Source organism: Stieleria magnilauensis, from assembly GCA_007753675.1.
GTDB lineage: Bacteria > Planctomycetota > Planctomycetia > Pirellulales > Pirellulaceae > Stieleria > Stieleria magnilauensis.
On sequence record CP036432.1, the window covers coordinates 8180417 to 8198585 of the forward strand.

At 59.0% G+C, this 18169-nt stretch carries 19 protein-coding genes and 1 tRNA gene; 9 read left to right on the forward strand and 11 right to left on the reverse strand.

All coding sequences use genetic code 11. From position 1 onward, the window contains the following. The first annotated feature begins 345 nt into the window (after positions 1-345). The gene (locus TBK1r_RS29465) at positions 346-2580 is read left to right on the forward strand and encodes a hypothetical protein (RefSeq protein WP_145218675.1); all 2235 of its coding nucleotides are present in this window, start codon (positions 346-348) and stop codon (positions 2578-2580) included. 27 nt (positions 2581-2607) lie between these two features. On the opposite strand, the gene TBK1r_RS29470 is transcribed toward TBK1r_RS29465, so the two are convergent. Further along, complete coding sequence (locus TBK1r_RS29470) at positions 2608-2823, reverse strand: SlyX family protein (protein WP_145218677.1); 216 nt, start codon at positions 2821-2823, stop codon at positions 2608-2610. Positions 2824-2983: 160 nt separating this feature from the next. On the opposite strand from TBK1r_RS29470, the gene TBK1r_RS29475 reads away from it, so the two are divergent. The 4 genes from TBK1r_RS29475 (at position 2984) to TBK1r_RS29490 (ending at position 8128) form a co-directional block, all read left to right on the forward strand. Then, on the forward strand, positions 2984-4054 hold the full coding sequence (locus TBK1r_RS29475; RefSeq protein WP_419580509.1) for a pyridoxal-phosphate-dependent aminotransferase family protein: 1071 nt from the start codon (positions 2984-2986) through the stop codon (positions 4052-4054). Between the two features lie 222 nt (positions 4055-4276). Beyond that, a complete protein-coding gene (locus TBK1r_RS29480) occupies positions 4277-5722 on the forward strand; it encodes an FAD-binding oxidoreductase (RefSeq protein ID WP_145218681.1) in 1446 nt (481 codons plus the stop codon). Continuing rightward, positions 5715-6866, forward strand: coding sequence for an FAD-binding protein (locus TBK1r_RS29485; RefSeq protein WP_145218683.1), 1152 nt, complete (start codon positions 5715-5717; stop codon positions 6864-6866). Before TBK1r_RS29480 ends, TBK1r_RS29485 begins: the two co-directional genes overlap by 8 nt. Continuing rightward, the gene (locus TBK1r_RS29490) at positions 6863-8128 is read left to right on the forward strand and encodes a (Fe-S)-binding protein (RefSeq protein ID WP_473772467.1); all 1266 of its coding nucleotides are present in this window, start codon (positions 6863-6865) and stop codon (positions 8126-8128) included. Before TBK1r_RS29485 ends, TBK1r_RS29490 begins: the two co-directional genes overlap by 4 nt. A gap of 194 nt (positions 8129-8322) precedes the next feature. Here TBK1r_RS29490 and TBK1r_RS29495 read toward each other — a convergent pair whose 3' ends face one another. Beyond that, on the reverse strand, positions 8323-8658 hold the full coding sequence (locus TBK1r_RS29495; protein ID WP_145218684.1) for a hypothetical protein: 336 nt from the start codon (positions 8656-8658) through the stop codon (positions 8323-8325). 470 nt (positions 8659-9128) lie between these two features. Here TBK1r_RS29495 and rpsU point away from each other — a divergent pair, with 470 nt between their 5' ends. Both rpsU and TBK1r_RS29505 read left to right on the forward strand, forming a co-directional pair. Continuing rightward, positions 9129-9323: a 30S ribosomal protein S21 gene (rpsU, locus tag TBK1r_RS29500; RefSeq protein WP_094417928.1), complete on the forward strand. Its 195-nt coding sequence runs from the start codon at positions 9129-9131 to the stop codon at positions 9321-9323. Positions 9324-9496: 173 nt separating this feature from the next. After that, positions 9497-9570 (forward strand) — tRNA-Val (locus TBK1r_RS29505). A gap of 380 nt (positions 9571-9950) precedes the next feature. On the opposite strand, the gene TBK1r_RS29510 is transcribed toward TBK1r_RS29505, so the two are convergent. The 4 genes from TBK1r_RS29510 to TBK1r_RS29525 form a co-directional block, all read right to left on the reverse strand. Continuing rightward, positions 9951-10436, reverse strand: a complete 486-nt coding sequence (locus TBK1r_RS29510) for a hypothetical protein (RefSeq protein WP_145218686.1) — start codon at positions 10434-10436, stop codon at positions 9951-9953. Between the two features lie 18 nt (positions 10437-10454). Beyond that, a complete protein-coding gene (locus TBK1r_RS29515; protein WP_145218689.1) occupies positions 10455-11885 on the reverse strand; it encodes a hypothetical protein in 1431 nt (476 codons plus the stop codon). Beyond that, the gene (locus tag TBK1r_RS29520) at positions 11882-12298 is read right to left on the reverse strand and encodes a hypothetical protein (protein ID WP_145218691.1); all 417 of its coding nucleotides are present in this window, start codon (positions 12296-12298) and stop codon (positions 11882-11884) included. The genes TBK1r_RS29515 and TBK1r_RS29520 overlap by 4 nt, the downstream gene beginning before the upstream one ends. Before the next feature lie 142 nt (positions 12299-12440). Then, a complete protein-coding gene (locus tag TBK1r_RS29525) occupies positions 12441-13052 on the reverse strand; it encodes a tyrosine-type recombinase/integrase (RefSeq protein ID WP_145218693.1) in 612 nt (203 codons plus the stop codon). A gap of 256 nt (positions 13053-13308) precedes the next feature. Here TBK1r_RS29525 and TBK1r_RS29530 point away from each other — a divergent pair, with 256 nt between their 5' ends. Both TBK1r_RS29530 and TBK1r_RS39190 read left to right on the forward strand, forming a co-directional pair. Next, entirely contained in the window at positions 13309-14112 is an 804-nt protein-coding gene (locus TBK1r_RS29530; protein WP_145218695.1) for a hypothetical protein, read from the forward strand. Between the two features lie 46 nt (positions 14113-14158). Beyond that, complete coding sequence (locus tag TBK1r_RS39190; protein ID WP_419580510.1) at positions 14159-14701, forward strand: hypothetical protein; 543 nt, start codon at positions 14159-14161, stop codon at positions 14699-14701. Between the two features lie 58 nt (positions 14702-14759). Here the strand turns inward: TBK1r_RS39190 and TBK1r_RS29535 are convergent, their stop codons facing one another. The 5 genes from TBK1r_RS29535 to TBK1r_RS29555 form a co-directional block, all read right to left on the reverse strand. Next, complete coding sequence (locus TBK1r_RS29535; RefSeq protein WP_145218697.1) at positions 14760-15713, reverse strand: hypothetical protein; 954 nt, start codon at positions 15711-15713, stop codon at positions 14760-14762. A gap of 192 nt (positions 15714-15905) precedes the next feature. Beyond that, a complete protein-coding gene (locus tag TBK1r_RS29540; protein WP_145218699.1) occupies positions 15906-16430 on the reverse strand; it encodes a hypothetical protein in 525 nt (174 codons plus the stop codon). Continuing rightward, on the reverse strand, positions 16396-16839 hold the full coding sequence (locus TBK1r_RS29545) for a hypothetical protein (RefSeq protein ID WP_145218701.1): 444 nt from the start codon (positions 16837-16839) through the stop codon (positions 16396-16398). The genes TBK1r_RS29540 and TBK1r_RS29545 overlap by 35 nt, the downstream gene beginning before the upstream one ends. 223 nt (positions 16840-17062) lie before the next feature. Further along, a complete protein-coding gene (locus TBK1r_RS29550; RefSeq protein WP_145218703.1) occupies positions 17063-17761 on the reverse strand; it encodes a recombinase family protein in 699 nt (232 codons plus the stop codon). 139 nt (positions 17762-17900) lie between these two features. After that, on the reverse strand, positions 17901-18134 hold the full coding sequence (locus TBK1r_RS29555; RefSeq protein ID WP_145218705.1) for a hypothetical protein: 234 nt from the start codon (positions 18132-18134) through the stop codon (positions 17901-17903). Between the last annotated feature and the right edge of the window lie 35 nt (positions 18135-18169).

Consider the following 18169-nt stretch of genomic DNA (forward strand, 5'->3'; position numbering starts at 1 on the left):
GCAGTTGCGGTTTGGCACATTCTTGTCAGATTCCACCGCACTTGTTTTGCCACGGCGCTGGCCGATTCGCTATGGTGTACGAACCTTATCCCGCTTTTTGAACGATGTGCACGAGACAACCTGCGAGCCATGATGTTCAGCCGACCCTTGACTCTACGCGTGGAATTACAATCGGGGCCACGGTCTGCCGAGCGACCCGCCCGACGATCGCTGCTCGCGTCGGCGCGACGTTTACCGCTCGCTTGTTTGGTGTTGGTGCTCTCGACCGGCGCTGTCGCGATCGCAGACACAACCACTTCTGATTCGCCAACCACTTCTGCTTCGCCAACCGCTCCTGCTGCGGCGGTGGCATCACGAGCCTCGTCCGCCGGTCCCGACCAAGCCGAGGCCGCGGCGCAGGCGACAACCGACACCGCACCGAACAAACTGGATCAGCTGAAACGCGAAGTCGGCGCCGTGCGTGAAGCCTATCAGGGTTGGGGAATGAAACGCAGGATCGAAGTCTTTGAGACGGTGCGTGAGGAACCGTCGATCGAGGCTGGACGATCGATCGACTGGTCGAAACAAACCCTCGCATACAGTTGCGTCGACGACTTCCTGCGACTGGGCGAGCGGTTTCGGGCGGAACGTCGAGAACCGGCCCTGCAGAAGATGATCTTTGCCTATGACGGTCAAGTCGGACGGATCCGGTATCTGCACGGTGCCACCAACCGCCCGCTGTCGGCCAACGCCAACGCCTATGAACGCAACGGCGCGCCGCGGTTACCGCACGCCGTTCTCGTCGAATATTATTACTCGCGGCATCTCGACTGGTTGCTCATTGACGATTACCAGACCCATTTGTTTCCACCGCAAACGGTGATCGGTGAACCCAAAGTCGAAGAAGTCCAGCTCGATGGCCATCCATGCTGGAAAGTGCAGTGGTATGGCATCAACAACGAAGACCTGGACGTGATGACCGACTGCGAGGTCTATCTGGCCAAAGATCGCTTCCTGCTGCCGCTCCGCCAGAATTACGAGACACCGGCCGGCGACAGGTGGCCGGAACGGAAGACGATTCACATCGATGCCTTTCAAATGGATTCGGCGACCGGATTGTGGTACCCCGAACAGGTAACGACTGCCAGGAAATGGAGTTCGCAATCACAATGGACCCGGATTCGTTTTGAGCTGGACGAACGATTCGGCGACGTCGAGGTTTACTCTGACGCACCGGTCGTCGCCCCGCAACATTCGAAACCGCCCACCGCGGTCGTCTCCCAGTTTGCCCCGGCCGCCGTGTTGACCGAACTCTCCGGCCCCAGCGCAAACTCGATGGTGGTGCGCCGCGCCTTTGAACCCAAGACCGCCGGCGGCAGTTCGATCGGGTTGCTGCTGGTCTTCGCCACCCTGGCGATCTGGTTCAAAGCGACGCGTCTGGGCCGCGCGCTGCGGCAGTTCCTCGGTCGGCATCCGACCTTCATGGGGCTGAGCGGAATTTCGTTGACGGCCGGTGTCGGCTACATCAGTTCGTATCCGCCCGGTTGGACGACCTACGGTTTGGCGATGATGTTTGCCGGACTGTTCGGACTCATCTGGATCACGCTGACGTTTATGCTGATCGGTGATAAACAGGTTTCCATCCGAACGGTCCTCTTCGCCGCCGCCTGCACCGCACTGTGTTTCGGCGGCTATAGCAAGGGGATCAAGCGGATCCAAGTTCGCCAGCGGATGATCAGTGAAGTCCGCGACTTCGGCGGACGCGTCGAGATGGGGCTGTGGCACCTCGATGAGGAAGGCTTGTATCTTCCCAACCGTCTCCGCGAGTTGCTCGGCGAAGCCTGGTCGGGGAGGGCCAATCGAGCCGCGATCTCCTACGAATCGTTCTCCGAAAAGAACATCGACCGTTGGTGTTTGGATGAAGTCAAATGGCTCGGATTGGCGTCGCGAGAGGACGCGGCGTTCGAAGTCGACGGCGACACGCTGTCTCGGCTCGGTGCGACCGACACCCTGTGGACGCTGCACGTCGAGGGCGGCTATATGGACGGCGAAGCCCTAACAGCGGCGGCCAAGTTTCCGCGGCTGATCGACTTGCACTACGACTGCCAACATCGCGCGGTTGCCGAAGAAATCGCACTGCTGGGCCAGTTAGAACGCGTCTGGTTGACCAACGCAGTCGTCGATGATGAATTGATCAAGTCCCTGCGCGGCATCAAGAACCTGGATTTCGTCACGCTGATCAAGCCGCGTTTCGGAAACTGCGATCGCCCCTATCACGATTGGAGCATTGACGGGGTGGAGGTGCAGCATGCCACCGTCACGCCGCAAGCCGTTAACACGCTGGGGCAGCTTTCAACGAATTTGACGTTCGTCGATTGCAACGTCCAACTGCCCACCGCCGCCGAAGTCACGTTGCCGTTGACCACCGGTTTTTCGTTTCGCGACAGCAACCTGGACAACCGGTCGTTGTTGCAGCTAACCAAGGCGCCTCGTTTGTTGTCGGTCGGTTTGACCGGTACCGACGTGTCGATCGACGGCATCGAAGCCTTCTCACAACTTCGCCCCGAAGTCGCCTTGGCGTTGCGATCACCCCGCGAATGATCCCCTGTGTTTCAATCGTGTGGCGGTTCAATAGTGCGGTGGTTTTTCATCCTGCGGATCCGAGGTCGGTTCGGAGGCATTCTTGAGGCGGTCAACGGTCTGTTCCCACTTGGCGACACGTTTGTTGACGCGATCCAACAACATCGCTTGTTCGGTCACGACATCGTTGAGCACGTCGTATTGACGCTGCAAGTGGGCCAATTGGATCTCCAGGTGGGTGATTCGTTCGATTTCGTTTTTCATCGGTAGCGGTGTCCCGTGTAAAGGTGACGCGACAAGGGGTTCGGCGGTCGAAGCCGAGACGGGTTTCGCGTAGAATTCTCAGCCATGTCTTTGCCAGCCAGCCCTTAACCTGTCAATATCCAAGATGGTCTCTCCACTTCATCCTCGACAACGATTGCTCATGGGGCCCGGCCCCAGCACCGTGCCGGCGCGTATTTTGCAAGCGATCTCCGCTCCCACACTCGGGCACCTCGATCCCCAATACATCGGGTACATGGATGAGACCTGCGAGATGATTCGACAGGTCTACCGTACCCAAAACGCACTCACCTTTCCCGTCTCCGGGACGGGAATGGCCGGGATGGAAGCGATTCTGGTCAACCTGCTGGAACCCGGCGACGAAGCGATCGTGATGATCAACGGGGTTTTCGGTGGCCGCATGAAAGACAACATGGAACGTTGCGGCGCGACCGTCCATGCCGTCGAGATCCCTTGGGGCAAATCGTTCACGCTGGACCAATTCGCCGAAGCCGTTGCGGCCCACCCCAAGGCCAAACTGCTGGGTGTGGTCCACGCCGAAACCTCCACCGGTGCCCTGCAAGACCTCAGCGGCGTCGGCGACTTGTTGCACGACGCCGGCATGCTGTTCGCCGTCGACGCAGTCACCTCGCTGGGCGGCCATGACCTTCGCGTCGACGAGTGGGGCATCGATGCGATCTATTCCGGAACGCAAAAGTGCCTTTCCTGTCCACCCGGGTTGTCTCCCGTCTCGTTCTCCGACCGCGCGATCAAGCGAATCGAAACGCGATCGACCAAGTCTCAGTCTTGGTACTTGGACGTTTCGATGTTGAAAAACTATTACACCGGCGGCGGCGGTCGGGCCTATCACCACACCGCGCCGATCAACATGGTCTACGCGCTCCGCGAGGCCCTGGCGATTGTCTTGGAAGAGGGCCTGGAAGCACGCATCGCACGCCACCGTGAAATGCACGAACTGCTCCGCGATGGGCTGCAAAAGCTGGGCCTGAGTTACATCCCGGATCATTCGCTGTGTACGCTCAACTGCGTCACGGTCCCCGAGGGCGTCGACGAAGCCGCCATCCGCCGACGCCTGCTTGATGAGTTTGATATCGAAATCGGCGGCGGTCTGGGGGTGTTCGCCGGCAAAGCATGGCGAATCGGATTGATGGGCGAATCGGCCACCCAAAAGAATGTGCTGACCTTGCTGGCCGCGTTGGAAGCGTGTCTTTAGCCATTGATGATTGCACGCTTCCTCGGCAACGAAGCTGTTAGCGGAACGGCGCGAGCCGTCCGGTGTCAGCGTGAAAGACCGGAGGGCTCGCGCCCTTCCGCGAACAAAAAGAACCCGGTTTGATCAAACTACGTGGCATCGGGCCCCGCGCCCCTTGGCTGCTGAACGATCCGCCGTCAACACAAACGATTCCCCACCCTCCCTCCCAACGGTTTGCTTGCCATGCCATCGGTCGATCTGCAAACGCTAAGCGACCTGCTGCCGCCCGGTCGGCTCAGCGACGACGCTGCGTCGCAAGCCGCGTTTGAATCCGACGGGCTGACGGCGTTTCGCTGTCGCCCGCTGGCAGTGGTGATCCCGCAGAACGAAACGGAAGTCGTCCAGACGGTGCGTTGGTGCGACCAGCATGCGGTGCCCTTCGTCGCCCGTGGCAGCGGCACCAGTCTTTCCGGCGGCTCGATGCCCGTCGCCGGCGGCATCGTGATTTCGCTCAATCGGTTGCGGCAGATCATCAAGGTCGATCCCGACAATCGGATCGCGGTCGTCCAGCCCGGTGTCATCAATCTGCACGTCTCGGCGGCCGCCGCGCGACACGGCTTGTACTACGCACCGGATCCGTCCAGCCAAAAAATTTGCACCATCGGTGGCAACATCGCGTTCAATTCCGGCGGTGCGCACTGCCTGAAATATGGCATGACGTCCAACCACGTGATCGGGATTCGTGCGGTCACGGCCAGCGGAGAAATCGTCACGTTCGGCGGCGAGTCTCTGGAATCGGTCGGACCGGATTTCACAGGGCTGTTCTGCGGCAGCGAGGGACTGTTCGGGGTCGCGCTGGAAATCACGCTGCGCCTGCTGCCTCAACCGGAGTGTTTTCATACGGTGCTGGTCGGATACCGATCCCTGCGTGCGGCCGGCGACGCGGTCTCCGCAGTCATCGATTCGGGCCTGTTGCCCGGCGCGATGGAAATCATGGAAGCACTCGCGATCGAAGCGGCCGAGGCCGCCACCCAGTGTGGTTACCCCAAGGGTGCCGCCGCCGTGTTGATCGTCGAATTGGAAGGACCGCGCGAAAAGATCGAAGCCGAAAAGCAGCAACTCGAATCGATCATCGCCGCGACCGACGCGTTCGAAACGGTGGTCGCCGCCGACGACCAGCAGCGCGCCGGGATTTGGGCCGGGCGCAAGAGTGCGTTCTCCGCGGTCGGAAAGCTGAGCCCCGACTTTCTGGTTCAAGACGGCGTCGTTCCGCGAAAACGCTTGGGCGACGCTTTGGAAGCGATCGAAGGCTTTTCCAAAGACTCGGGGCTGCGGGTGGCCAATGTCTTTCACGCCGGTGACGGTAACTTGCATCCGCTGATTTTGTTCGATGATTCGGTCGACGGCGAACTGGAACGCGCCGAAGCACTGGCCGGAAAAATCCTCGACCTGTGTGTCCAGATGGGCGGGTCGATCACCGGCGAACACGGTGTCGGGATGGAGAAGCGCGAGTTTCTTCCCAAAATGTACGACGAACCCACGATGGAATTGATGCACCGCTTGAGAGCCGCGTTTGATCCCCAGACGATCGCCAACCCCGGGAAAATGTTCCCCGGCGCCGAAGCACCCGCGCTGTCGTCTCACGGATTGCACCCCCTGGAAAAGGCCGGGGTGATCAGCCGTGAGTGAACTCGTCGACGTCGAAACGATCGCAGCCTTGCAAGAGTTGGTCCGCCACAGCGAATCGATTCTGGTCGTCGGCAATCGCACCAAGCCGGCGCTTTCGTCGGTCGCTGCGCCGACTCAACGGGTCACCACGCGATCGCTTTCGGGGATCATCGAATACGAACCCTCGGAGTTCACGTTCACCGCGTTGGCGGGAACGACGCTGGCCGAAATCAAGGCGGCCCTGGCGTCGAAAAACCAGTACCTGCCGTTCGATCCGTTCTTGACTGAGACAGACGCGACGGCTGATGACAATGCGACGACTGGGGCAGGCGCGACGATCGCCGGCACGCTGGCAGCCGGGCTCAGCGGTCCCGGTCGACATCGCTACGGCGGCGTCCGTGATTTTGTCTTGGCCGCCCAATTCGTCGCCGGCGATGGAAACCTGATCCAGTCCGGTGGCAAAGTCGTCAAGAACGCGGCCGGATTCGACATCCCGAAACTGTTGGTCGGCAGCTGCGGCCGCCTGGGCGCGATCACCGCATTGACCTTCAAAGTCTTCCCGCGGCCTGTTGAATTCCACACCTACCAACTGCAATCGGCCGACCACGAAGAAGCGGCGCGGCTGATCGCAGCGCTGGCGCGAGGCCGATGGGAACTCGACGCGATCGACTACCGATCCGAGTCCCGTTCGATCTGGATCCGCATCGGTGCGGCCAAAGCCGTCTGTGATGCGATCGCGACCGACATCAGCCGCTCCCTTCAAACGCACACCGTCGCACCGATGACCGATGAACAAGCCGTCCAGTCGTGGGCACCGTTGATGCAGCTTCGCTTCGGCGGATCCAATCGACGCTCCATCGTCAAGATTCCGATGGTGTTGCAACAGATGCAACGACTGGCAACATGGTGCGACGACCGCCGCGACAAAGTCTCCTTGCACGCCAGCGTTGCCGGCAGCATCGGCTGGCTAGCCGTCGCCGACGACACGCTCGCTGACGTCGATGCGTTCCTGGCGGACGCATCGATGACCGGATTGGTCATCCGCGGCGATCAACAGTCAACCGGTCGCTGGATGTTGGGCACCCGACGCTCCGCCCCGATTGACCAGAAAATCAAAGACGCGATGGACCCGCCAGGGCGTTTCCCCAACCTGGGAGGTGAATGATGCGACACGAGATCAAAACGTCCCAGCACGGTCCGATGGGCCAGACGATGGCCGACGCGGTGAGCACCTGTGTGCACTGTGGTTTTTGTCTGTCGGCCTGCCCGACCTACCAAGAGCTGGGGCGCGAAACGGATTCCCCCCGTGGCCGAATCATTTTGATGAAGGAGGTGCTCGAAGGCACGTTGCCGATCGAGACCGCGGCTCCGCACATCGACGCTTGCTTGGGTTGCCTGGCATGCGTCCCGGCCTGCCCGTCGGAAGTGCCTTACGGGGATTTGATCAGCCCGTTTCGAGCGATCCAGGAATCCAAACGTCGGCGCTCGCTGGCTGATCGTTTTAAACGCACGCTTGCCCAGTGGACGCTTCCCTATCCGAAACGGTTCCGCCTAGCAGCCCTCTCCGGGCGATTGGTGAAACCACTTGCGCGATGGATGCCCAGCCCGATTCGTGTGATGCTGGATCTGCTGCCCGAATCGCTGCCCCAGGCGGCGCCGCTGCGTGAAGTCTACCCGGCGAACGGCGAGCAGCGCGGACGCGTCGCATTGTTGGCCGGATGCGCCCAAACGGTGTTGGATCCCGACATCAACGCGGCGACGATCGAAGTGCTCAACCGAAATGGGATCGAAGTGGTCGTCCCGAAGGCGCAAGGGTGCTGCGGAGCATTGTCATGGCACGTCGGGAATCTGCAGCAAGCACAAAAATTCGCGAAGCAGAATCTGGACGCGTTTCCCAGCGACATCGATGCGATCGTGACCAACGCGGCCGGTTGCGGCAGCGGGCTGCACGAATACGGTTTGATTCTCAAGGGCACGCCAGATGAAGCCCGTGCGGTGGAGTTTACCAAACGGGTTTGTGACGTCTCGGTGTACCTGACCGGGCTCGGTGAGCTTGCACCGTTTCCAGCGTCTGCGGCACCACAGACGGTCGCTTATCACGACGCCTGTCACTTGGCCAATGCCCAAGGGGTTCGGTCGCAGCCGAGGCGTTTATTGGAGCGAGTGCCTGGGGTGACGTTGGTGGAGATCGCCGACGGGCATCTGTGTTGCGGTTCGGCCGGAACCTACAACATCGACCAGCCCGAAATCGCCGATTCGCTCGGTCGTCAAAAAGCGGACAACGTGGTCGCGACCGAAGCGGACGTGGTGGCGATGGGCAACATCGGTTGCTTGACACAGATCGCCAACCACCTGCGCCGCCGCGGGTCGCCGATCCGGCCCCGACACACGATGCAAATCCTCCGGGATGCCTACCAGTCGAACTAACTCGGCCTCCCGTCGCGCAGGTCGCTCACGCCTTGTTGATCGAATCGGATCACCCAAGGCACACATGACATCACCCGGCTCGCGTTAGCGCCCGGGCCACTCCTCGTGCTGGGGCACGCAGGCACGCGCCAAACGGCTGATTCAGCCACCCGCCGACCCGTTCCGCTACCCACACAACAGGCGCCCGCGCGACGCTACGCCCAATCGTCGGCCGATTCGAAATCGTCTGCCTCGCCGGGTGCCGTTTCGTCTACCGCGGCATCCTCCTCCAAGGCGTCGACCAGGTCGCTCAGCTGCAGACCGACGTCGCCTGTCGGCCGGCCCAAGGCGATCCCGCTGCCTTCCTTGGTGCCGTCCGCAGTGCCGTTCTCGCCACCGGGCTCAAGCCCCTTGAGGACTTCGGAGAGCTTGGCGTCCAGTTCGTCCAGCTTGTCGAGCACGTCGTCCTGGCGTCGTTCAAGTTCCCCCAGCAATCCCCCCGGTTGCGACTCAGCGGGTTCGTCGTCGAAGTGATGCGGGGGGACAGCCATCGGCGAATACTTTCGATGCGGGGACAGGGGAATCGAGCGACGCGAGCGAACGAAGCGGTCGCACCGTTGCCATCGGACGAAACGGGGAGGGATCGTTCGTGCTGCTCCAAACAAACCAGTCAGCTCAACTGGGCAAAGATTGCCGGTTACTGCGGCTCTGCCGGATTCCTGGCCGTTTGCCGGGGTGGCGGGGAATGGCGGTGATGATTTGTGCGTTCCTGTCGCGCCCGACGGTGGAACATGGGGGTTGGCGGGGGAAAAATGCCAGAAACCGTGGGAAATCTGATCAATCCGAAAAGGATGGCCGTTGCGGGAGTGGTATGCCGATCGTTACACTCCCGCGTCTCTCAATTGGCCCCTGCGCGAAATCCACCCAAGTGTGGCTGACGGCACACTCTGGGGGGCCGATCTGGGTTTGGTAGCGATTCCAAGTCAAAATCAGAGGTTCTAACGATGCAGATGGAGAAACAATGGTTAAGTTGATGGTCCGTGACAGCGAAACAATCCAAGAGGCAGTCCGAAGATTCCGGAAATTGGTCGAACGCAGCGGAATCAAAAAAGAAATGCGTCGCCGCGAGCATTACCAAAAACCCAGCGAGATTCGTCGCCGCCAGAAGATCCAGGCGGAGCGACGCAACAAGCGAGCCCGAATGCTCGGCCGCTAACTGCGACCGAGGAAAACGTTGCCCGTTTTGGCGGAATTCTGTCACCGCCCGGCAGCTCCTGGTCGATCCTATCCACCAAACCCCGGGCGTCTGAAGCGCCCAAGGCCGATGCGACTCCAACGTGCCGCCGCCGCGTCCCCTGCTGACCCGCGGCCAGACTCGCATCCCTGCAAGGGCGTTTAGCTCAGTTGGCTAGAGCACCTCGTTTACACCGAGGGGGTCGGGGGTTCGAGTCCCTCAACGCCCATTCCTAAGTCCTTTCAGAGAAAGGGCTTAGGGCGACCGCAAAAAGGCCCCTTGGGCCCCTTCAAGACAGGCCCCTATCGCGGGCCCCTTTTCCGACGGTTTCATTCCGGGTTTCCATCACTCGGATATTAGAAATTCACGAGTATCGATGTCGGGAAGGGTCCATCCATTTTCTGCGTAGGCTCGATTCGATCGGCTAGCCCGCGTCGATTCGCTCCAACCCGCGCGGATCTTAGCAGCCCGTTCAGCGATCTCCTCAGGGGACGGCATCTCAGAGGCACTACGCCTCCTAGGACGCCCCGAGACGAACGCGGGAAAGCGGGGCGGGGCAATCGCCGCGAAGTCTCGGGGGCGCCTTAGGATCGATCGGGGCATGGGCTATCAATCCTCAAACCGGGGAAGATCGGAAAGCCTCACGCGGGCCTCAGCGGATCGCTTTCGGCGTTCGCCCTCCTTCGCCCTCGCAATCGCACTACCTAGGTCGTCGTTCCGAACCGGCTTCAATTTCGCCAGCTCACTTTCAATCTCTCCGATCGCACCGGCCATCCGTTTCAGCGCGTCAAAGTCTCGGTCGTCCGGAGGCGCGACGGCCAATCCCTTTTCGACGTGGCCTAAGTTTTCGATCACGTCATTCCGGAGCGCCGTATACCGTTGCTTGGCTTGTCGCAGTTTCTTGGTTAAGAAATCCAGTTCAGCCTCACGCCGTTCGTCCGGATCGGTCGGAGGTTCAACGTAGGCGTTATAGCGACGGTTCCACCGGGCACCGTCTCGATAAAGATCGTCATACGTCCCATCCATCGCGGGGACGCTCTCGCCGTGTTCGTCGTCGAATTCGCAGCGCGTATAGGTCTTAATAATCTGGGGCATGGGTTTTCCTTTAAGGGATCAAAGGGTCACGACTCGGAAAGCGGGATCAGCAGCGGTTATCTCATCGGAGGCGACGAGCGCGAGGCAAAGGGCAGACGCCAAGTCACCGTGCCCGCGTTTGTCTCGGGGAGAACGGAGGCGGAAACCGTAAGCCGTCTCGACAAGCGTCAACCTTTCGATATCGCTCCGAAGTCCGTCCACGTCGGATAGTTTTATGCGGCGGTCGGTAAAGATCTCGCGCAGCTTCGTCGCCATCTCTCGCAACGCCTTCGCCGTCGGGGCAATCGATTCGACGTTTACCCCATCAAAGCTAAGGCGTTGGCCTAGTAGCTCCGCCTGCCACGGGTCGACGGCGACGGAGCAACCGAACCGATCAACGCACTCGCGCAAGTCTTCCTCGACTTCCATCAAGTCAACCTTCATCCCCTTCGGAGGTCGCCAGCGTCTCGCGTAGGCCAACCGGATCTGGTCGGTGTCGTCGCGGTACTCGTTTCGACGAACGGCCAAGACAACCAATCCGGAGTGGTCGCGCGAGACGCCCAAGTCCAGGCCCGCTACGTATCCCCAGCACGGTTCGCTACCGAACAGCGGTACAAGTCTCCGCGAGAACGCGGCGGCAACGTCCGTCGGACAGAGGGCCGGTTCAACTTCGCCAGCCGACCATTCGTTCCACCACAGCCGACGGTACGCGCTATTGGGTAACAACCGACGTTGTTCTTCCAAAGCCGAATCGGCAATCCAACTTGCGGGTCCGTCCTTGCGGGAGAAGATCCAAGCCGGGTCCGCGCTTATCGCTTCGTAGAGTCGGTGCTGCCACGTGTCGACAAAACCGGCGTTACTAATTCCAACGAGCACGCACGACGCACGCTTCGCTACCGTCGACAGGATCGAAGCCCAAAGCGCTTCGGCGGATTCGGTCCAGTGGGTTATCTCGTCGAAGAAGATCGCATCGGCCAGCAAGCCATACGACGAACCCACGTCACTCGTTTCGATCGAAAGAGTCGAGCCGAAGCCGGGATGGTCGACGGCGACGTTCACGACGCCAACGCCCTTCTTAACTTCAAGGATCTTCCCGAGCCACGGGTTCAATCGTATCAACCGCTCGCACGCGTCACGAAGTAATCCGGCCTGGTCGCGGTCGCAAGCGAATGCGTAGGTGCGGAGGACGCGCGGGGCGAACGCGAGAAGGTAACACGCCATCACGGCAATGTCCGTCGTCTTAGAGGCGCCCCGCGCCCTTTCGAAATAGGCGCGCATCGGAGGGGCGTCACCCTTCCAACGGTTCAGGCAACGGAGGACCGAAGGGTCCAAGGCTTCGAAGTCACGACGCTGCCAATCGTCCATTACTTCGCCAAACCGTTTCGGTCGACCGTCTACGTCAACAACCAGCGACTCGCGATATGCGGCAGGGTCTTGCGAGAACCGGCGATACAACGTCACGTCAATCATCCGTCGCCCCTTTCGTCGTCGCCAAGGGCATCGAGCCAAGGCGCGTTCGACGACCTTCGATTCAGGCCAATAACTCGGGACAGACCGATCAGGGAGTTAACGGCTTGGGTCCAACGCGCGAGGCCCTTCGTGCGGTCGATCTTCCCGGAGGCGAGATCTTGCTCAATCGATTCGAGGAGGCATTCTAGAAACGTAAACCGCTCGGCCAGCGAGTTGCGGACATACGAAACCTCTTCGGGACCGCCCATGTCGGAAACAATCGCTTCGTAGTTCGCCTTCAGCGCCCGAACCAACCGCGTCCGCGCGTCCATCGTCCCCAGGAATCCCGGCTCAATGCTCTCGGCCTCGGTCAGCGTTTCGGGCAGGCCCTTCGGCTTCGGAGGCGGGCAGTTCTTTAGGCGTCGTCCGGTCATCGCTACTCGCGCGGGGGTATCTCTCTAGAGCAAATCTATACGTAAAGGTATAGTTTTAGGATACCCTAGAACCGAGCAGGTAAATAGCCCCTTATTCGGGCCGTAGGCTCACGAAAAGACGAGGGGGAACTATTTTGTGGGTCTACCACTCACGATTCCGCATCCGTTCGGCACGCGCTTCGGGGTTAATTCGATGCAGGTAACGGTTCGTAATTACTGGCGAGGAGTGGCCTAATTGGGCCTGGATGTCCGTTAGCGGCACTCCTTCGTCGACTAGCTCAGAGGCGCCCGTATGGCGGAGACCGTGTGCGTGGACACGCTTCTCAATACCCGCTTTCTTCGCCAGCCGTTTCATCTTGGCTCGGATCTGGGCGGTCGCGAGTTCTTTGCCCAGTGCGTTCTTCGATATCCCGCAGAAGATCGGTTTACGCCCGGAAATCCCCAGGGTTTTCCGATAGTCGAGCCACCTGTCAAGCTCAGCCGCAGCCGTCCGATCGATCACCGCCACGCGATACTTCTGCCCCTTTCCGACGAGCACACGTAGAAAGCCCTTCTCGGCATCGTAATCGCTCGGTTTAAGCCTTAGGGCCTCGGACAGGCGGAGTTGCGCCCGCCAGAGAACGACGCATAGGGCACGATCTCGACGCCCACTAGCCGACCGTCTAGAGCAGGCATCCAGCAACCGTTTCGTTTCGTCCTTCGTCAGTGGTTCGGGCGGAAGCTTCTTGCCCTTGTTCGTCGGTCGATCGGCCATCGTAAATCCCCTCCACAAAACGGTTTAGTTACGCTTAGTTACTATTACCGTAACTATATCGTAGCCATATTGGGGGGTAAAGCTAAAAGCGTAACTATTCCGCGATTCCCTTGGCGTTCCACCGGACGGCTCTAGTCCTTCCCGAAGGCGCAACCCGTAGCCGACCGGTAGGGCGACTACCCGGCCAATACTATACCCCTAGGTATAGAGTTAGTATACTTACGCTTTCCCCTCCATCCATTCGACGCTTCGTGCCATGTCGCTCACCTTCACCCGCACCGACTCGTTCCAGATCACGACCAACCTCGTTTCGACCGAATCGCGTCACGTCGTCGTCGATGCCGTCATCCTCGTACCCGGCATCCATCACGGATCACTCGGCCCAATCAACTATCCCGCTCGAATCCTCCGCAAGCGCGCGAGCGAATGGGACGGTATCCCCGTCACGCTCTACCATCCCCAGCGGAACGGCAAGAACATCCACGTCAACGACGCCCCCGAGTACGTCATCGGCTTCCTCTCCAAGCCTCGCTACGTCAGCGGACGGCTACGCGCTCGCGTCCATCTCGACATCGCCAAGACTCCCCCCAAAGTCCTCCAATCCGTCCAGGACGGGAAACGTATCAACGTCTCGACCGGACTCGGCACAGCCACCGACTCCCAAGGCAACCTTATCGACTTCGAAGCCGACCACCTCGCCATCCTTCCCGACCAACCCGGTGCGTGCTCTCTCGACGACGGGTGCGGCCTCAACCTCAACGACCTTCACGAGGAACCCCAAATGTCCTTCCAACCAACCGTCCATCAACGCGGACTCGCCGCGCTCCAGCGTTTTTATTCTCGGGTCGACGACGGCAATTGTTCATGCGCGGGCGAGTGCGAGAGTTGCTCGGGTTCGTACTCGGTCAACTCAGTTCAACCGCTCGGCTTGCCCGATCTCTTCGACGACGACATTCAGTCAAACGGTGAGACGGCTAATTGGTCGGCGCCCTACGATTACGACTTCGAAGACGACGGCAAGTATGCCTACGGCGTTCGACCACTGGGCCTCCCGTCGTAGTGCGATCTTCGGTAATCAATAGCCAACGCCAGCGACTAGCTAGTGTATGCTGTACCCCCTCAATGGGCCAGTTCGTAAAACAGCAATAAGCGGAGCCAAGCTAGTGTTACTCCAATGTCCGGTATGCAATAGAGACGTCGACCGAAGCAAACTGACCAAAGCCCCAGACGGCAATATCGCTTGCCCGTCCTGTGGTTTAACGTCAGCAAAAGACAAGTGGGTCAAGGCGGCGCCCGCCAGCCCCCAACCCGTCGCCCCAGCCCCAACTCCGATACCTCAAGAATCAAAACGCAACGCGGGCAAGCTGCCTGCTTTTCCTGTGCGTCCATTCTTTTCGTTTGGCGTATTCTTAATCGCTCTCGGGATTTTCTTGTCGGCGTATTTTGGGTTGTTCTACGATACGTCCGTTCCAGTTTCGAGCTTCGATTCAACGACTGGCGTCACGTCACCAAAATACGTCAACAATATTGGCTTACAGCAGAACCGGCTGCTTGGATTTGTTTCGGGTGTTGGTTGCTTCCATGCGGGCGTCACTCTAATTGCGGCCTACGGGGTTATGGCGTCGTCGACAGCGAAGGCGGCGGAGTAGCAATCTCTGGTCGTCCGCGTCGGGAATCCAAGGCCCGATCTCGGAGAGACCTACGGCGTTAGTCCGTTGGGGATCCTCCAGGATTAAATCCAGAATGTTCTAAAGCCACAAAAAGAATGCAACGCACAGTTAAACTTTTCAGTTCTTGCATCTCATCCAGCAGGAATTCCCTAAACGACACTGGTGCCGTCATCTTCTGCAAGCTCAGATCTTTATCCGGTCGTCCAAACGAGTCCTGTTTAGTTTCGAGCCAATCCTTATCCCGGAATTGGACCAATTTTTTAGATATTTGATCAAAGTAGACGAAGTTCAATAGATAGATGTCTTCAAAGTTGACTTGGTCAAGTTTGCTCGCAGCACGAAAAGCAAATTCTAAGCAACAGTTGGTCAGTTCGGTTGCAGAGCACTTCATAAGGAAATGTTGCTGGACGTTGATCTGTTCTAGCAGAGTCATCATAGCGCGGCAGCCTAGGCACTCTAAATCCGGTTCAGAAATCAGGGGCAAATTATACTCTTTGATCGTGTCGTGATGCTTCAGCGAGTCAATGATTTTTTGCAGTAGCCTTCGGTGTTCAAAATCGCGAACGATTCTCGACACCTGGGTTGGATGGCACGCGCTAATATCGATGGTTTCAAGTGGCCGTACTACTCGCTCATTCAAAACTGCTAGGGTGGAGATTGCGTCAATGATCGACGAACGTTGCTGAAGCTGCGCGACGGCCTGATGCGCCTCGCGTGCGTCCTGTTGTTCCTCGAATGCTTGTCGAAGTTCACGCGCCTGGATTAGTATCGCCGTGATTACGCCAGCGAAAGCGAGACCCGAAAATAACGCGTTCACAAAACCGAATGAATCGCCGAACGGCGCAGCATATTGGAGAGGCTGATTGGCCGCCCACAAGATGCCGAAAACAAGAAAGACGACCACTACGATTCCGATCGGAATGGAAGCGGCAGCGAAGTAAAAGAGGGTATCGTTTCGGTCGTCTCCGCTTTGATCTGGATTGTTGGTCAAGGTTTCAGATTCCAGATATGGGTGTCTTGGTTTCTTGTCATCATAGCGGATTGGCGGAGACGCTCAATCAGAGCGGGCACCGCCCAACGCCCGTCTCGGCGGTCAGAGACGTGGGCATGGGAAGATTTTGGTCGACGAACGACGACGCTAGACGGACGCTACCGCGTTTACGGTTAGGTCGGTCGGGGACGCTCAGACATCAGGAATCAACTTGCGGCGTTCCTCGTAATCAGCCAGCGCTCGGTTGTAGAAGACGTTGTCGTCGGCGTTCGGAAGCACCAGTTCCAGGTACACCTGGGAGCGAATAGGCTTTCCAAGTTCTTCGTCCCAATCAGGCGAATATTGGATCTGCATTTGCAAGTACGGCAACTCGACTCCGTTGTCAACGAGATCAATGTCGATCCCCATCGACTTGCCGGCCAGATCATGATTGATCAGTGTCCAGAAACGCCTGCAGTTGAACGATGGACGAACAGATCTATAGTCTTGCTTCAAAAATTCCTCGGCCTTGGGCGTGGCGTATCTAGCGCCTCGATCATTCAGCATTTCATCGAGCGCAAGCCAGTCGGCCAGTCTACCAATAGACATAACAGGATTCCTTATCGAAAGGAGGTTTACGGTTGGCGTCAGCAACATCGCCGACGCCAACCCCATTTTACCAATCGACTTTCGCAATCCCGCGTCACGACGGCCGTCGATCAGGTACGCGCGATTCATAGAGAGACTGGTTGTCCGGGAACACCGCGCGTCCACCCGAAGCATAAGAGTACTTGTTGCCTCTTTCGCCGGGCATCGGAGTCGCGTAGACGACCGGCCCACCGAGTTCAAACAACGTAGCGATCGCGCGTTCAACAAATTTTTGCGTACGCCCAAACAATGCTTCTAAATCCTTTACCGAAGCGGGGCCGTGCTTTATCAGCGTCAATTCGAATCGTTCGAGATTCCGCCAATAGTCGACGAATATCGTATGGTGCGGCTCGGCCATCTTCGCGGGTAAGCCAAGCACGCGCCAAGCATCGGTCAAATCCGGGCGGGCGTCAGACGCCTTTTCCCGTCGCTCCTTCCGTTTCTTCTTTCGATTCGCGTTGGCTCGTTTCTTCTTCAACTCAGGGGACGGTTTCGGCATCTCATCGCTCCGATTCGCGTAGGCGTCGCACGACTTTGGGCAGGTTGTCGTTCAGTCAGTCGGGAACATTTCTAAGGGGACAAGGGAGTATTTAACGGGACGGTTTTCCCCGGACACAAATCTCGTTGCGCTCGGCAATTTCCCGGTCTATTCTCGACGGATCGAAATAAACGGGCCGCCCCGAATAGGGGGCCAGAAAGGCGTTGGACGCCTTTGCCATTCCCTATCCTACTAGCCTCGCGCCCCGATCCGCGATGGTCTGCGCCGATAGGACTCTCTGGACGGTCGGGCGCGGGATGCCCGTGCGTTGGCTTATTCCCCGGACGCTTTCCCCGGTTCGGCTTAGGAAACAAATCAGGGATCGTTCGCTATTGCTCACGCGGAGGTGGGCGCGCTTCTTCGGTCGACCGGGCTGGCGCCGTATTCCGATCTCAGACTCCAACCTCTTCACTTCGCCCGGAGTCAAATCGGGATGCCACAACGTCGCCAACGGTACTCCGTCGGCAAGCTTCATCAGGGCGCGGTAGTGCGGTGGCTTGGGGCGGGCGCGGTAGTTGTGCTTTCGGTCGGAGGTCGAACCCGGACGCACAAACCGATCAACGCTATGGGCGACGACAATGCCGCGTATCCTTCGCGCGTGCTCGATGGCCTTTTTCAATTCGGTTCGACGACGAAGGTTGCCGACGGTCACGAACCCTCGGATCAATTCACCATACATCGCGTCGGGAGTGCGGTACCCGTTCGCTTCAATCGCTTCGGGAAGATGTTCCAGGCGAACACTCAGTTGGGCTGCCTGTTTCGTCGCATCCGAGCAGCGACAGTAACCGACGATCGGCGTGTCCGGTTCGAAGTCCGCCAGCGTCCGAAACGGTTTTAACTCCGTCGACCGATCGGCTATAATACGGTTGGTTCGTTCATCCATCTTAAATCCTTCACGGGGGATTCAACGTTGGTCCAGCGGGCCAGTTTCTAGCGGTGCGGCTCGACAACTTTCGACGGGAATCGAGACGCTAACCACCGATCGGTTCGCCATACCGGTCGGTGGTTTTTTCGTTGGTGCGTCACACGCGCGAGATCGCGGCAACGAGTTGTTCTCGGTCGTAGTGTTTCAGGAGTTTCCGCGCGGCCGACTCAACGTCACCGTCGATACAACTAAAGTAGCGGCGAATTATACCAGCCCGAATCGCGGCTTCCTTCATCGACAGTTCGCCACACTCAACGCGGCGGAGCAGAGGAGGGTTCTCGGCTTTCAACCGCTTGGCGAGATACGCATTGCTTCGGTCGATCGATCTCATGGTTTGTCTCCCGGAAAAGAGGATCAAGGAAGACG